Source organism: Kitasatospora sp. NPDC002522, assembly GCF_053595195.1.
Genome location: NZ_JBSFXE010000025.1, coordinates 1 through 13,148 on the forward strand (window position 1 = coordinate 1; position 13,148 = coordinate 13,148).

The 13,148-nt window shown below is 73.7% G+C and carries 11 protein-coding genes; 7 read left to right on the forward strand and 4 right to left on the reverse strand.

Annotation, left to right across the window (positions count from 1 at the left end; genetic code table 11):
- Positions 1–900 (forward strand): FAD-dependent oxidoreductase (locus ACWD4U_RS21415; protein WP_363459192.1); only part of this gene is annotated, 900 nt, incomplete at its 5' end.
- Positions 901–990: 90 nt separating this feature from the next.
- Here the strand turns inward: ACWD4U_RS21415 and ACWD4U_RS21420 are convergent.
- Both ACWD4U_RS21420 and ACWD4U_RS21425 read right to left on the reverse strand, forming a co-directional pair.
- Positions 991–2,379: a GntT/GntP/DsdX family permease gene (locus ACWD4U_RS21420; RefSeq protein WP_363459194.1), complete on the reverse strand. Its 1,389-nt coding sequence runs from the start codon at positions 2,377–2,379 to the stop codon at positions 991–993.
- Positions 2,380–2,442: 63 nt separating this feature from the next.
- Positions 2,443–2,964: a gluconokinase gene (locus tag ACWD4U_RS21425; protein WP_363459195.1), complete on the reverse strand. Its 522-nt coding sequence runs from the start codon at positions 2,962–2,964 to the stop codon at positions 2,443–2,445.
- A gap of 145 nt (positions 2,965–3,109) precedes the next feature.
- Here ACWD4U_RS21425 and ACWD4U_RS21430 point away from each other — a divergent pair, with 145 nt between their 5' ends.
- Positions 3,110–3,808, forward strand: coding sequence for a FadR/GntR family transcriptional regulator (locus ACWD4U_RS21430; RefSeq protein ID WP_363459197.1), 699 nt, complete (start codon positions 3,110–3,112; stop codon positions 3,806–3,808).
- A gap of 143 nt (positions 3,809–3,951) precedes the next feature.
- The gene (locus ACWD4U_RS21435; protein ID WP_363459199.1) at positions 3,952–4,275 is read left to right on the forward strand and encodes a hypothetical protein; all 324 of its coding nucleotides are present in this window, start codon (positions 3,952–3,954) and stop codon (positions 4,273–4,275) included.
- A gap of 7 nt (positions 4,276–4,282) precedes the next feature.
- Here ACWD4U_RS21435 and ACWD4U_RS21440 read toward each other — a convergent pair whose 3' ends face one another.
- Positions 4,283–5,038, reverse strand: coding sequence for a helix-turn-helix transcriptional regulator (locus tag ACWD4U_RS21440; protein ID WP_363459201.1), 756 nt, complete (start codon positions 5,036–5,038; stop codon positions 4,283–4,285).
- Between the two features lie 191 nt (positions 5,039–5,229).
- On the opposite strand from ACWD4U_RS21440, the gene ACWD4U_RS21445 reads away from it, so the two are divergent.
- Positions 5,230–6,363 carry an MFS transporter gene (locus ACWD4U_RS21445; protein WP_363459203.1) on the forward strand — a complete coding sequence of 378 codons (1,134 nt, stop codon included), beginning with the start codon at positions 5,230–5,232 and terminating at the stop codon, positions 6,361–6,363.
- 63 nt (positions 6,364–6,426) lie between these two features.
- Here the strand turns inward: ACWD4U_RS21445 and ACWD4U_RS21450 are convergent, their stop codons facing one another.
- On the reverse strand, positions 6,427–7,521 hold the full coding sequence (locus tag ACWD4U_RS21450) for an NADH:flavin oxidoreductase/NADH oxidase (RefSeq protein WP_363459205.1): 1,095 nt from the start codon (positions 7,519–7,521) through the stop codon (positions 6,427–6,429).
- Between the two features lie 102 nt (positions 7,522–7,623).
- On the opposite strand from ACWD4U_RS21450, the gene ACWD4U_RS21455 reads away from it, so the two are divergent.
- From ACWD4U_RS21455 to ACWD4U_RS21465, 3 genes are all read left to right on the forward strand, one after another.
- Complete coding sequence (locus ACWD4U_RS21455) at positions 7,624–7,971, forward strand: ArsR/SmtB family transcription factor (RefSeq protein WP_363459207.1); 348 nt, start codon at positions 7,624–7,626, stop codon at positions 7,969–7,971.
- A 666-nt stretch (positions 7,972–8,637) separates the two neighbouring features.
- On the forward strand, positions 8,638–10,302 hold the full coding sequence (locus tag ACWD4U_RS21460; RefSeq protein WP_363459209.1) for a glycosyltransferase family 2 protein: 1,665 nt from the start codon (positions 8,638–8,640) through the stop codon (positions 10,300–10,302).
- Positions 10,303–10,317: 15 nt separating this feature from the next.
- The gene (locus ACWD4U_RS21465; RefSeq protein WP_363459210.1) at positions 10,318–13,146 is read left to right on the forward strand and encodes an SGNH hydrolase domain-containing protein; all 2,829 of its coding nucleotides are present in this window, start codon (positions 10,318–10,320) and stop codon (positions 13,144–13,146) included.
- Positions 13,147–13,148 lie beyond the last annotated feature (2 nt).

Here is a 13,148-nt window from a genome sequence, read left to right on the forward strand (position 1 = left end):
TTCGGCATCGACGCCCGCCTCGTCCTCAACGCCACCGGCCCCTGGGTCGACCACCTGCGCCGCCTGGAGGACGCGGGCGCCGCCCCGTCGATCCGGCTGTCGAAGGGTGCGCACCTGGTGATGCGCCGTCAGGCTCCCTGGCGCGCGGCGCTGACCATCCCGATCGACAAGTACCGGGTCTCGTTCGCCATACCGTGGGAGGACCACGTCCTGCTCGGCACCACCGACGAGGAGTACACCGGCGACCCGCTGGACGTCCGCGCCACCGAGCCCGACATCGACCAGATCCTCGGCGAGGCCGGGCACGCGATCCGCGACGAGCACCTCAGGCGCGAGGACATCACCTACTCCTTCGCGGGCCTGCGGGTGCTGCCCGGCGGACCCGGCGACACCGCCGCCGCCAAGCGCGAGACCGTGGTCACCGAGGGCCGCGGCGGGATGCTCTCCGTCGCGGGCGGCAAGTGGACCACCTACCGGCACATCGGCCGCGTCGTGCTCGACAAGCTCAAGCACGCCCCCGGCGTCGGCCTGGCCGAGGACGTGTCGGCCTTCCCGGCGACCGTCCCGCTGCCGGGCATCGGCGCCCCGAACGCCGTCGCCCACCGCCTGATGATCGACCACGAGCCCGGCTCCCGGATGGACCCGCTGGTCGCCCGCCACCTCGCCTCCCACTACGGCACGCTCTCGTTCGAGATCGCCCGCCTGATCGCGGAGCGGCCCGAACTCGGCGAGCGGGTGCACCCGGACGGGCCGGACGTGTGGGCGCAGGTGGTGTACGCGGCGCAGCAGGAGTGGGCGTACACGGTGGACGACGTGTTGCGGCGGCGGACCACGCTGACGGTGCGTGGGCTGGACACCGCGGAGGTGCGCGAGCGCACGGGCGAGTTGCTGCGGCGCTGAGCGGCGGCGGGAACGCACGGCGACGCCCTCCGGTGAGAAGCGGGAATCCGGAGGGCGTCGCGGTTTGCGGGGTGACGTGCCGTCAGTCGGCTAGACGATCAGGCTGAGCGGCAGGATCAGGGCGATCGCGACCACCGAGATCACGGTCTCCATGGTCGACCAGGACTTCAGGGTCTGGCCGACGCTCATCCCGAAGTACTCCTTCACCAGCCAGAAGCCGGCGTCGTTGACGTGCGAGAAGAACAGCGAGCCGGCGCCGATCGCCAGGACCAGCAGCGCGGAGTGGGTGGAGGACATGTTCGCGGCCAGCGGGGCGACGATGCCCGCGGCGGTGATCGTGGCGACGGTGGCGGAGCCGGTGGCCAGGCGGATCAGGACGGCGATCAGCCAGCCGAGCAGCAGCGCGGAGACGTGCCACTTGCCGGACCACTCGCTGACCGCGTTGCCGACGCCGACGTCGATCAGGGTCTGCTTGAAGCCGCCGCCCGCGCCGACGATGAAGACGATGCCGGCGATCGGGGCGAGCGCGGAGCCGACGGTCTGGGAGATCCGCGCCTTGTCGAAGCCGGCCGCGCGGCCGAGGGTGACCATGCCGAGCAGGGTCGCGGCGAGCAGCGCGATCAGCGGGGAGCCGATGAAGTCGAAGATCCGCTGCGGCAGGGCCTTCGGGTCGTCGACCACCACGTCGGCGAGCGCCTTGCCGAGCATCAGCACGACGGGCAGCAGGATGGTGGCCAGCACCGCGCCGAAGCGCGGGGTCTTCTCGTGCTTGGTGGTCTCCACCGGGGCGGTGTCGGTGGGGATCTCCAGCGGGCCGACCCAGCGCTGGGCGACGCGGGAGAACAGCGGTCCGGCGATGATCAGGGTGGGGACGGCGACCAGCAGGCCGAGCGCCAGGGTGACGCCGAGGTCGGCCTTGAGCGCGTCGACCGCGACCAGCGGGCCGGGGTGCGGGGGGACCAGGCCGTGCAGCACGGAGAGGCCGGCCAGCGCGGGGATGCCGATCCGCATCAGCGGGACGTTGCCGCGGCGGGCAACCAGCAGCACGATCGGGATCAGCAGCACCACGCCGACCTCGAAGAACAGCGGCAGGCCCAGCACGGCCGCGATCAGCGCCATCGCCCACGGGAGCATCTTCGGGCCGGTCCGGGCCAGCACGGTGTCCGCGATGATGTTGGCGCCGCCGGAGTCGGCGAGCAGCTTGCCGAGCATCGCGCCGAGGCCGATCAGCAGGCCGACGCTGGCGACGGTCGCGCCGAAGCCGGTGGAGAAGCTGCTCAGCAGCTTGTCGAACGGGGCGCCGGCGACGGCGGCGAGCAGGCCCGAGCCGAGGGTCAGGGCCAGGAAGGGGTGCAGCTTCAGCTTGGTGATCAGCAGCACGATCGCGCCGATGCTCAGCAGCACCGCGACCAGCAGCTGTGTGTTGCTGGACGTGTGGGGGAGCGCCGGTGCGCCGGCGGCCAGCAGGGTGGGGGTCACGCGAGGTCTCCATTGACGGGCGCCACTGCCGCCCGGGGGAGGGCGGGAGCGGCGGGGTGACGATTAGTGGTGGAGCGCGGCGACGGCCTGGTCGACCAGGGTGTCGGGGTCGGCGCCGACGTCCAGCACGGCGCCGCGTTCGTCCGTCTGCAGCGGTTCGAGCACGGCGTACTGGGAGTCCAGCAGGGACGGCGGCATGAAGTGCCCGGTCCGGTGGGCGATGCGGTCGCCGACCAGGTCGTGGCTGCCGCTCAGGTGCAGGAAGAAGGCGTCGGGGCACTCCGCGCGCAGGATGTCGCGGTAGCTCCGCTTGAGGGCGGAGCAGGTCACCACTCCCCCGGTGCCCGCCCGGTTCCGCTCGCCCAGCCAGCTGCCGAGGGCTTGCAGCCACGGCGTGCGGTCCTGGTCGTCGAGCGGGATGCCGGCGCTCATCTTGGCGATGTTCGCCGCCGGGTGGAAGTCGTCGGCCTCGCCGTACGGGAGGCCGAGGCGATCGGCGAGCAGCTGGGCGACGGTGGTCTTCCCGACTCCGGAGACGCCCATCACCACGATGACGGGCGGCTGGTTCTCGGCGCTGAGAGCCATGGGTGGTGCTCCTGTTCTTGCCTGTTCCGTGCGCAACCTTGGCGCAAAGATATGACTTATTCAAGCGGCCGCAACATAATCGTCATACTTTTACCGCTCCGGCCGGTCAGACTGCCCCGCCGGGTGGGCCCGATAGGCTGGGCCGATGGAGATCCAGGGGCTCGCGGGGCGGTTGTTGGGGGAGCTCGGGCCGGCTATCGCCTCCGGGGAGCTGGCACCGGGCACGGTGCTGCGGGCGGAGGAGCTGGAGGAGCGGCACGGGGTCTCCCGGACGGTGGTCCGGGAGGCGGTGCGGATCCTGGAGTCGATGCGGATGGTCGCGCCGAAGCGGCGGGTGGGGATCACCGTGCAACCGCGCGCCGAGTGGGACGTCTTCGACCCGCTGGTGATCCGGTGGCGGCTGGCGGGGGCGGACCGGTCGGCGCAGCTGCGCTCGCTGGGGTCCCTACGGGTCGCGGTGGAGCCCGCGGCGGCCGCCCTGGCGGCCCGGCACGCGAGCGACGACGACCGGCGGGAGTTGAGCGCGCTGGCGGTGGAGTTGACGGTGACGGCCCGGGCGGCGGACCTCGAACGCTTCCTGGAGCACGACATCGCCTTCCACGCGACGGTGTTGCGGGCCTCCGGCAACGAGATGTTCGCGCACCTGAAGGACACCGTCGGCGCGGTGCTGACCGGCCGCACCGAGCACCGGCTGATGCCGCACCGGCCGCGCGAGTACGCGGTGCAGCTGCACCGCGAGGTCGCGGACGCGATCTGCGCGGGCCGCCCGGAGCTGGCCGAGCAGGCGATGCGGACGATCGTGGTGGGTGCGCTGGAGGAGTTGGACGCCACCCTGCCCCGGTAGCACCGCCCGGCCCCGGAGTTGATCGGCCGTCAGATCGACACGCCCGCTTTGCGCGGGATTCAGCGCAATGGCGGAATAGCCTCGCCCCGATCGGGCACGCTTGGGGAGCGTGCGAAGTACGCACGGGCGACGGGGGGTTGGCGATGGCCGGACGGCGGCGCGGTCGGCTGCCGGACGAGGTGCGGGCCGCAGCGGTGCGGGCCGGCCTGGCGTTCGCGTTCACGGTGGTGACGGTGATCGTGGCGGTACTCGCCTCGTGGTCCCACACCGGCCTGCTGACACCGGCGTTGACCGCCATGGGAGCCGGCGTGTTCGTGACCGCCTGGTGCCTGATCGACGTGGTGGTCTCCCGCCAGGTGGCGGCCTCCCGGCGCCGCGAGCCGAACTCGGCGGGCCCGCTGGACGGCAGCCGCGAGAAGCCGCGGAACGACCGCCCCTCGTCCTACCGCCGCGGTGCGGCGGCCTGACTGCTGTCTAGTTGGGGCTTGCTCCACCTTGGCGGTAGCGGCCCGGGGTGGTGCCGAAGGCGTGCCGGAAGGCCTCGATGAAGGCGCTCGGCGTGTGGAAGCCGCAGGCGGTCGCGGTGGCGGTGACGGAGCGGCCCTCGGCGAGCAGCACCAGGGCGTGCTGGAGCCGCAGTTGGGTGCGCCACTGCGGGAAGCTCAGGCCGAGGTCGCGGCGGAAGAGCCGGCTGAGGGTGCGTTCGGCGGCGCCGACGATGCGGCCGAGGTCGGCGAGCGAGCGGTCGTCCGCGGGGTCGGCGGTGAGCAGCGCGGCGAGGTCGCGCAGCCGGGGGTCGGTGGGCTGCGGGAGGCCGAGCGGGAGTTCGGGGGCGTGCGAGAGCTGGTCGAGCGCGGCCTGTTCGAGGGTGCGGGCGGGCCGTCCGGTGGGGGCGTCGGGGCCGGTGAGGTGGGCGATGATCTCGCGCAACAGCGGGGTGGCGGCGAGCACGGCCGGCGCGGTGAGCCGGAGCGGGTTGGTGGCGGCGGGGTAGATCAGGCAGCGCAACTCGCTGGGCCCGTGGGCCTGGTGGGTGTGCGGGACGCCGGCGGGGAGCCAGACGGCGCGGTGCGGCGGCACCACCCAGTCGCCGTGCGGGGTGCTGACCCGGAGCACGCCGAGCCCAGGGGTGATCAGCTGGTTGACGTCGTGCCAGTGCCAGTCGATGCGTTCGCGGTGCGAGAGCGGGTGCCGGCTGGGTCCGGTCTCCTGCCGCGGGGCGGCGTCCATCGGCGGCTCCCGGAAGCGTGGCGGGTTGGCGACAGGGATTGGCAGAGTATCGGAAGCCCGCACGGGGCGGCTGCCGCCAGGCTGGGCGCATGACGAGCGGGACGGGTACGACGAGTACGACGGGTACGACCGGTACGACTGGTAGGACGAACGCGGCTAACGGGACGGCCGGCGTGTGGCGGCGGATGCGGATGTGGGGCACGGCGCACGCCGTCGACGACCTGTACCAGGGCCTGGTGCCGGCGGTGGTGCCGTACTTCGTCCTGGAGCGCGGGTACGGGTACGTGGCGGCGGGCGGGTTGACGCTGGCGGCGACGCTGGGCAGTGCGGTGCCGCAGCCGCTGGTGGGCCTGGCCGTGGACCGGTGGCGGCTGCCGTGGCTGGCGGCGGCGGGGCTGGCGCTGGCCGGGGTCGGCGTGGGGCTGAGCGGGCTGGCGGACGGCTATCCGCTGGTGTGGGCGCTGGTGCTGCTCTCGGGGCTGGGCGTGGCGGCGTTCCACCCGGCGGCGGGACGCTCGGCGCGGGAGGCGGCGGGCGACAGCGCCGGGGCGATGAGCGTCTTCGCGGCGGGTGGCAGCGCCGGGTTCTTCCTGGCGCCGGTGCTGGCAACTCCGTTGCTGGCGGCGTGGGGCGTGCGGGCGACGGCGGTGTTCGTGCTGCCCGCGCTGGTGATGGCAGCGGTGCTGTTCCGGGCGCGGCACCGGACGCACGCGCAGGTCGGCGGCGGGGCGCGGCGGGCCGGGAAGGACCGCTGGGGGCCGTTCATGGTGCTGACGGGCGTGGAGATCGTCCGCTCGGTGGCGTTCTTCGGGGTGAGCACCTTCATCGAGCTGTACTGGCTGCGCCACCTGCACGCCTCGCACCTGCTGGCGGGCGCGGCGCTGACCAGCTTCCTGCTGGGCGGGGTGGCCGGGACGCTCGGCGGCGGGCGGCTGGCGGACCGGATCGGCATGGTGCGCACCGCGCAGTGGGGCACCGTGTTGGCCGCTCCGGCGCTGCTGTTGCTGCGGCTGACGCCCGGTCAGTGGGCACCGCTGCTGTTCGCGGCGCTGGCGGGGGCGATGCTGAACCTGCCGTTCGCGGTGCTGGTGAAGCTGGGCCAGGACTACCTGCCGAACCGTCCGGGCACCGCGGCCGGGGTGACGCTGGGGCTGGCGGTGAGCGTGGGCGGGCTGCTGGCTCCGCTGTTCGGCCTGGTCGCGCAGGCGCACGGCCCGCAGGGCGTGCTGGCGCTGCTGCCCGCGGTGCCGCTGCCGGGGGTGGCGCTGGGCGCGTTCATGGTCGAGCCGGTGCCGGAGCCGGACGTCGACCCGGTCGCGGCCTGACCGGCACGCGCCTGCGCGCCGCCGCCCGGAGGGACCGGACGGCGGCGCGCAGGTGACGGCGGGTCAGCGGCGCGGTTCGACCGCGAAGCCGTACTGGGCGGGCCACCGGCGCGGGACGTCGAGCTCGCGGGCGGCGTGCAGCGGCCAGTAAGGGTCGCGGAGCAGCTCACGGCCGAGCATGACGGCGTCGGCGCTGCCCTCGGTGATGATCCGCTCGGCCTGGGCGGGCTCGGTGATCAGGCCGACCGCGTTGACCGGCAGGCCGGCCTCGCGGCGGATCTGCTCGGCCAGCGGAACCTGGTAGCCGGGCTCGATGGTGATCTGGGCGTTCGGGACCAGGCCGCCGGAGGAGACGTCGATCAGGTCGATGCCGATGGCCTGCAGCTCCTTGGCCAGCAGCACCGCCTCGTCGACGGTCCAGCTGGGCTCCTCGGGCACCCAGTCGGTGGCCGAGACCCGGAAGAAGACCGGCAGGTCGGCGGGCCAGACGGCGCGCACGGCAGCGGCGACCTCGCGGGCGAAGCGGCTGCGACCGGCGAAGTCGCCGCCGTAGCCGTCGGTGCGGCGGTTGCTGAGCGGCGAGAGGAACTGGTGGATCAGGTAGCCGTGCGCACCGTGCACCTCGACGACCTGGAAGCCGGCCTCGGCTGCGCGGCGGGCCGCGGCGGCGAAGTCCTGCACCAGTTCGGCGATCTGGGCCTCGGTCAGCTCGGCGGGGACGGGGTAGTCGTCCTTGAACGGCACCGCGGAGGCGCTGACCACCGGCCAGCCACCCTCCTCGGCGGTCAGCGGACCGCCGGCCAGCAGCGGCTTGTTGGTGGCGGCCTTGCGCCCGGCGTGGGCGAGCTGGATCGCGGGGACGGAGCCGTGCGCGCTGATCAGCGCGGCGACCCGGGCCAGCTGCTCCTGCTGGCGGTCGTTCCACAGCCCGAGGTCCCACGGGGAGATCCGACCGTCGGGGCGGACGCCGGTGGCCTCGACCATCACCAGTCCGGCGCCGCCCGCGGCCCGGGAGCCCAGGTGGGCGAGGTGGAAGTCGGTGGCCGCGCCGGTGTCCGGGCCCTCGGGGAGCGCGGAGTACATGCACATCGGGCTCATCCACACCCGGTTGGGGATGGTCAGCGAGCGGAGGGTGATGGGCTCGAACAGGACGCTCACGGCAGCCCGTCCTTCCTGCGGTCCAGGGGCGGTTTCCAGTCGTACGATACGCGCCGTACTACGACGGCTGTCAAACTACGAGACCTTTCGTACAATGGCCCGGTGACCGCTGCCCACGAGGAGCCCCCCGGCCGACTGCCGGAGCCCGCCACCGACGAGCTCCGACTGGAGTGCGTGCTGCACGCACTGGCCGACCCGAGCCGGCTGCGGATCGTCGCCGAACTGGCCGATGCCGGCGGCACCGAGCTCAACTGCCTCGCCTTCGAGGTGCCGGTGACCAAGTCGACGCTCACCCACCACTTCCGGGTCCTGCGCGAGGCCGGCCTGATCCGGCAGTGCCGCCGCGGCACCTCCAAGATGAACTCGCTGCGAACCGCCGACCTGGCCACCCGCTTCCCCGGCCTCCTGGACTCCATCGTCACCGCCGCCCGCACCGACGCAGCCCACTAACCGCTCCGGACAGACCCGCGACACCGACCGCAGGCGGGGAACGCCGAAGGCAGGGAACCCGGGCACGGGACTCCGGTCGGGGGGAGCCCGAGCAGGGACGCCAAAGGCAGGGAACTCCGAAGGCGAAAGCCCGAGCCCGGAACGCCGAAGGCGGGGAACCCGAACGCCATAGGCGGAAGCCCGGGCGCCGAACGCCGAAGGCGGGAACCCGAGCACGGAACGCCGAAGGCGGAAGCCCGGGCACGAAACGCCGAAGGCGGAAGCCCGAGCACGGGACCCCGAAGGCGGGGAACCCGAAGGCACGGGACCCCGAAGGCGGGGAACCCGAAGGCACGGGACCCCGAAGGCGGGGAACCCGAAGGCACGGAACGCCGAAGGCACGGAACGCCGAAGGCACGGAACGCCGAAGGCAGGAACCCGAACGCCGAAGGCGGAAGCCCGAGCATGCGCCGAAGGCGGGAACCCGAGCGCGGAGTTCGCCATGCCTGGTCGCGGGGTCGCACGGGGCGGGCCAGGGGCCGGTCTGCGATCTTGTTGACGCGATCATGCCTGGTCACGCGGGCTTCATCCGCGTTGCGCCAGTGTTCATCCTGCGTGGCGATTTGGTCTATACCAATCAGGTAGCCTGGCGGTGACAGGTGTCAATGACTGGCCGTGGGGGGCCTTATGACTGTCAATCACCTTCCGTCACCACCATCCGACCAGGAGCTCTACTGGTACTTCGGACCACAGCGCCGCTGGGTCCCGCTGCTCTCCTCGCTCGCCTTCCTGTTCAGCGCGGGCACCATGTTCACCTTCTCGCTGCGCACGCCCGTCCTCTGGCCGTTCCTCGCCGTTCTCGGCGTCAACCTGGTCGCGCTCGCGCTGACCTGCCTGAACGGGCTGCGCCGTCGTCGCTTCACGCGGGCCGGCCACGAACTGCTGGCCGCCGCCTGGCGGCCCGCCGAACCGCCGTCCGTCGACCTCTACCTGCCGACCTGCGGCGAACCGCTGGACGTCCTCGCCAACGCCTACCGCGCGGTGGCCCGACTGGAGCACCCCGGCCGCCTGGACGTGTGGGTGCTCGACGACGGCGACCGGGCCGAAGTCGCCGAGCTGGCAGCCGAGTTCGGATATCACTACGTGGTCCGGCCGAACCGCGGCGAGTTCAAGAAGGCGGGCAACCTCAACCACGCGCTCACCCTGAGCCGCGCCGAGTACATCGCCATCCTGGACGCCGACTTCGCCCCGCGCGCCGACCTGCTCCGCCACCTGCTGCCGTACTTCGGCGACCCGCGGGTGGGCATCGTGCAGAGCCCGCAGTGCTTCGACACCGACGCCTCGATGGGTTGGGTGCAGCGCGCCGCGGGCGCCGCCCAGGAGTGGTTCTTCCGCTGGGTGCAGCCCTCCCGGGACGCCAGCGACGCGGCGATCTGCTGCGGCTCCAACGCCGTCTACCGGCGCGCCGCGATCGATGCCGCCGGTGGCTTCGCCCGGCTCGACCACAGCGAGGACATGTACACCGGCCTCGCCCTGCACCAGCGCGGCTGGACCACCCGGTACGTGCCGGTGCTGGTCGCCAAGGGCACCTCGCCGGAGTCCACCACCAGTTTCGTCAACCAGCAGTACCGCTGGGCGATGGGCAACCTGCACCTGATCGGCGACCGGCCCACCCGCCGCGCCATGACCTGGCGGATGCGCCGCTGCTTCGACGAGGGCATCGTCGGCTACCTGGCCGCCGCGGTGAACGTGCTCACCGCCCCGCTGCCGCCGCTGGTCATGCTGTTCGGCTTCCCCGGCGAGGTGCGCGCCTGGTACGTGCTGCCGATGCTCTCCCTGCTGTGGCTGTGGCACGTGCTGCTGCCCCGGGTCAGCCGCACCCGCTGGCGCTCCGAAGTGCTGCGCGCCAACGTGCTGATGAGCTTCGCCGCGGGCGCCGCGTTCTGGCACACCCTGCGCGGCCGCAGCGCCGCGTGGGTGCCGACCGGCGCCGCGAAGCCGGGCTCGTCCGGCGGAATGGCCCGGCGGGTGCTGCAGGTCTCGCTGCTCTGGACCACCGGCACGCTCGCCGCGACCGCGCTCGGCCTGGCCGTCGCCACCTCCCGGCACGGTTGGACCACCACCTGGGGGCTGGGCCTCTACCTCGCGGTGCAACTCCACCTCGGGCTGCCGCTGATCCGCGACCTGTACGCCGAACTGCGGCCCCGTGAAGCCGAGTTCGGCGAGTCGGGCAGCCGCCCGGCGATGCGGCCCCGGCGCTGGCCGGAGGCCCTCGCGGTGACCAGCACGCTCGCCCTGATCGCCGTTCTCGCCTCCGGCTGGGCGGCGCCGATGCTGCCCTGGCTGGGCTGAAAGGTCCACGAACCCGTGTCCACCAGCACCGCCCCGCTCACCGTCCTGGCGGCGCCACCCGCGCCCGCCAGGCCCGCGTTCCGACCCGACGTCGAGGGCCTGCGGGCCGTCGCCGTGCTCGCCGTCCTCGGCTTCCACGCCGCCGTCCCCGGGATGGCCGGCGGCTTCGTCGGCGTCGACGTCTTCTTCGTCATCTCCGGCTACCTGATCACCGGCCTGCTGCGCGGCGAGTCCCTCGCCACCGGACGGGTCCGGCTCGCCGAGTTCTACTCCCGCCGGGCCCGCCGGCTGCTGCCCTCGGCCGCCGTCCTGCTCGCCGTCGTCGCCGTCCTCGGCGCCCTGCTCACCGCCCCGCTGCGCCGCGCCGACCTGGAACGCGACGTGCTCGCCTCCGCGCTGTCGCTGGCCAACTGGCGGTTCATCAGCGAACAGACCGACTACCTGGCGGCCGGCCGCGACCCGAGCGCGCTGCTGCACTTCTGGTCGCTCGCCGTCGAGGAGCAGTTCTACCTGCTCTGGGCGCCGCTGCTGGCCCTCGCCGCCCGCTGGGCCTGGCGCCGACGCACCCTGTTCGCGCTGACCACGCTGTTCGCCGCCGCGTCCTTCTGGCTCTCCCTGCACTGGAGCGCCGGCGCCTACCTCTCCTCCCCGACCCGCGCCTGGCAGTTCGCCGCCGGTGCCCTGATCGCCCTGCTGCCGGTGCGCCGCCTGCCGCGGGCGGTACGGGAGTTGTGCGGCCTGGGCGGCATGGCGGCGGTGCTCGCCGGGGTGCTGCTCTTCGACTCCCGGACGCCGTACCCCGGTTGGGCGGCGCTGCTGCCGACCCTCGGCACCGCGGCCGTCCTGCTGGCCGGTGAACGGCACACCGTGGGACGGCTGTTGGCGCTGCGCGCGCCGCGGGCGATCGGACGGCTCTCCTACAACCTCTACCTGTGGCACTGGCCGGTGCTGGTGCTCGCCGAGGCCCGTTGGGGCACCCTCGACTGGCCGGTGAAGGTCGCGCTCACCGCCGCCGCCGCGCTGCCCGCACTGGCCGCCCTGCACTGGCTGGAGCAGCCGCTGCGCAGCAGCCGGGTGCTCGGTGAAATCCCGCGCCGCGGACTGTCGTTGGGGCTCACCGCGGTCATCCTCCCGGTGCTGCTGGCCCTGGTGGTCGGCAGTGGCACCATTCGGGCGCTCGGCCCCGCCACTCCCCCGGACCCGGCCGGCCTGCCGCCCGGCGCGCGCGACGGCCGCAGCCTGCTGCTCGCTCCGCCGCCCGCGAGCGCCCCGACGGTGCCCAACCCGGTGCAGGCCCGGCAGGACTTCCCGCCGGACGGCGCCTGCGAGGTCGCCCCGGAGGCGGTCACCAGCCCGCCGTGCCGCTTCGGCGCCGGCGAGGACCGGATCGTGCTGCTCGGCGACTCGCACGCCGGCCAGTGGTTCTCCCCGCTGCTCGGGGTCGCCGCCCAGCACCGATTGGCACTGGAGGAGCTGGTCAAGCAGGGCTGCCCGCTGCCGCAACTCACCGTCACCAACCCGCAGTTGGGCCGCACCTACCACGAGTGCGACAGCTGGCGGACGGCCGCGCTGGCCCGGCTGAAGGACGGCCCGAAGCCGAAGCTGATCGTCGTCTCCTCGCTCAACCGGTACACCGGCGACCGCGAGGCGCTGCTCCGCGGCTGGCAGCAGACCCTGACCCCGCTGCGGGAGCTGGGCGTCCCGATCGTCTACCTGAAGGACACGCCGATCCCCGGGCGGGACGTGCCCGCCTGCGTCTCCGGCCACCCCGACGCGCCGTCCGCCTGCGAGTTCCCGCGGGCCGACGCCCTGTGGACGGACCCGGTGGCGGACGAGGTCGCCGCCGGCCGGCTCCCCGGGGTGCGGGTGCTGGACGTCAACCCGGTGCTCTGCCCCGGCGCGGGCCGCAGCTGCCCGGCGGTGCTGGAGCACGTCCTGCTGTACCGCGACGACTCGCACCTGACCAACACGGCGGCCGTCGTGCTCGCCCCGCGACTCGACCAACTCCTGGCCGAGGACGGGGTGTTCGGCAGCGGGTGGACGACGCTGCTGCACGACGAGTTCGACGGCCCGGCGGGCTCCCGGCCCGACCCCGCGCTGTGGCAGTACGACCTGGGCACCTGCTACCCGGGCTGCCCCGCCGCGCAGTGGGGCACCGGCGAGGTCGAGACGATGACCGACTCGACCGCCAACGTCCGCCTGGACGGCCGGGGTTCGCTGGAGATCGTGCCGACGCGGGGCCCCGACGGCCGGTGGGCGTCGGGGCGGATCGAGACCCGGCGTGCGGACCTGGCGGCGCCGGCGGGCGGGGTGCTGCGGATCGAGGCCTCGCTCGCGCTCCCGGCCGTGTCCGGGCCCGCGGCCGGCGGCTACTGGCCGGCGTTCTGGGCGCTGGGCGGCAAGCTCCGCGACGGGTACACCGGTTGGCCGGGCGTCGGCGAGCTGGATGTCCTGGAGTCGGTCGGCGGGCACGGCGGCTTCGGCACCCTGCACTGCGGCACCACCCCGGGCGGCCCCTGCCGGGAGCCGAACGGCCTCGGCTCCGGCGAGCAGCCGTGCGCCGACTGCTGGGGCGCGTTCCACACCTACACGGTGGAGGTGGACCGCTCGGTCACCCCCGAGACGGTGCGCTGGCTGGTGGACGGCCGCGAGTACCACGAGGTCACCTCCGCACAGGTGGACCCCGCCGCCTGGGACCAGGCCGTGCACCACGGCATGTTCCTGATCCTCAACCTGGCGGTGGGCGGCAACCTGCCCACCGCGTACGGCAGTCCGCTCAGCCCGGCCACCGAACCGGGCCACCCGCTGCGGGTCGCCTCGGTGACCGTCTCGACCCGGAACTGACG

Excerpts from the sequence above, each read along its gene's own strand:
- ACWD4U_RS21425 (WP_363459195.1), bottom strand. The coding sequence starts at position 2,964 with ATGGCTCTCAGCGCCGAGAACCAGCCGCCCGTCATCGTGGTGATGGGC.
- ACWD4U_RS21430 (WP_363459197.1), top strand. The coding sequence starts at position 3,110 with ATGGAGATCCAGGGGCTCGCGGGGCGGTTGTTGGGGGAGCTCGGGCCG.
- ACWD4U_RS21435 (WP_363459199.1), top strand. The coding sequence starts at position 3,952 with ATGGCCGGACGGCGGCGCGGTCGGCTGCCGGACGAGGTGCGGGCCGCA.
- ACWD4U_RS21440 (WP_363459201.1), bottom strand. The coding sequence starts at position 5,038 with ATGGACGCCGCCCCGCGGCAGGAGACCGGACCCAGCCGGCACCCGCTC.
- ACWD4U_RS21445 (WP_363459203.1), top strand. The coding sequence starts at position 5,230 with ATGTGGGGCACGGCGCACGCCGTCGACGACCTGTACCAGGGCCTGGTG.
- ACWD4U_RS21460 (WP_363459209.1), top strand. The coding sequence starts at position 8,638 with ATGACTGTCAATCACCTTCCGTCACCACCATCCGACCAGGAGCTCTAC.